The organism is Microcoleus sp. AT8-B5, from assembly GCF_036705565.1.
Lineage (GTDB): Bacteria > Cyanobacteriota > Cyanobacteriia > Cyanobacteriales > Microcoleaceae > Microcoleus.
In genome coordinates this window covers 1-1,562 of sequence record NZ_JAUBUY010000118.1, presented here as the reverse complement: position 1 = coordinate 1,562, position 1,562 = coordinate 1, and the positions used below count along the sequence as shown (strand labels likewise).

Annotated in this window: 1 rRNA gene and 1 pseudogene; one reads left to right on the top strand and one right to left on the bottom strand. The window is 40.3% G+C overall.

The annotated features are described in order from the left end of the window. Window positions 1-84: 84 nt before the first annotated feature. Window positions 85-202, top strand: a 5S ribosomal RNA gene (rrf, locus tag QUB39_RS30445). Between the two features lie 132 nt (window positions 203-334). On the opposite strand, the pseudogene QUB39_RS30440 reads toward rrf, so the two are convergent. Beyond that, window positions 335-1,404 (bottom strand): annotated as a pseudogene (locus QUB39_RS30440) (IS630 family transposase). Window positions 1,405-1,562 lie beyond the last annotated feature (158 nt).

The window sequence follows — 1,562 nt, the reverse complement described above, 5'->3', positions numbered from 1 at the left end:
GAGGGCTTGACCTCTCTTTCTACATGGTGATGATGATGACTTAATTCTCTGCAGTCTTCAGGGTTTTTCACCCTTACAGTTTTTCTAGGTGTCTATGACGCAGTGGCACCACTCCGATTCCATCCCGAACTCGGTTGTTAAACGCTGCGGTGGCGAAGATATTTGGCGGGTCACTGCCTGAGAAAATAGCTCGATGCCTGGGATTTTATTTCAAATCACTAAAGCCTCTTTCTGGAATACAGATAGGGGCTTTGTTGTTTTTGATGATTGTTTCAGTTGGTGTTTGGTTGTATAAGTAGGTCGGTATAAAAAAACAAAGGTAAGTAAAGAAATGTTAACAACTAGAATTGGAACTGAATTTAAAGCGATTAGTTGTATAATTTCCTCGTCGCCCTCTCGCTTCAATTCCATCCATTACTGCGTAGGCAAGAGCGAGTTCATCTTCAAACATTTTTCCGACCAGTTCATGATTTTTAAGTTGTTGCCATTCCAGTTCAATCTTGTTCATTTCTGAACAGTATTTAGGGAGAAAGAAAATATACAATCCCTGGCTTTCCCACTGAGACCATTTTTGTTGGACATCCAGGGATTTGTGTATGGGACCATTATCTTGAATTATCACTCTGATCCGTCCAGTTAATTTCATTTCCAGCTCAGCTTGTTGTGCTTCATTTTCCATCATAGTGATATATGATTTGCTGCTAAAACTCCCGACCGCCAACCCATACGCGAAACTGACACACGGCTGTAGCAAGCCTAAAATACTAAGTCTTCGACCCCTTCGTTTCGTTTGCTCTAGCCGTTTTTGCGCTCCAATTGGGTAATAGGTATATCCAGTGGAACTCCACAAGCAAAAACCTGATTCATCCAGATATTTCAGATCGATTTCTCCCGCCGCCGCTGCCAACTCTAACATATCTTGATCTGCCTGTTTTATCGAGCGTTGTAATGGGTCTTGTTTGTCTTTATGGCTTGGTCGGGTTCGTTTCCAAATAATCTTTTTTTTTTGAGGATGCGTCTTAATCTGTCAGGGCTTAATTTGACGCCGCGTTCCTGTTCTAATTTTTGAGCAAGTTGACGACTATTATATCTGCGTGGTTCATTTTTGAGACATTCTTCTAGATGAACAATGTCTGATTCTTTCCATTTGGGTTTGACCCCTCTGCCTTTGGTTGACCATAATCCTGCCAAACCCATTTTCACCCACCGATGAATTACTTCTCTAATTGTTTGCTCTCTACACTTAAAATGAGCTGCTATCTCCTCTACATAACATCCCTGGGAGTTCAATCTAATAATTTGTGCTCGATCTTTTACTTTTTGAGGTACTGTTGTTGCTGTCCTCAATTCAAATAGTGTTCGGTCTTCTTCTTCATTGAGAAATACTCTTAAACGTGCGCCCATATTTGTTGATTTTGTAAATCAAATCTTGAGTGTTTACTTATCTTAACATGATTTGGTTTTTTTACGCCTACCTACTTAGTCATTTCAAATAAGTATGAGACACTCTTCATGCACAATAAGCACGAATAACTTCATCAAGAGATGTGTTAGGAGACGCA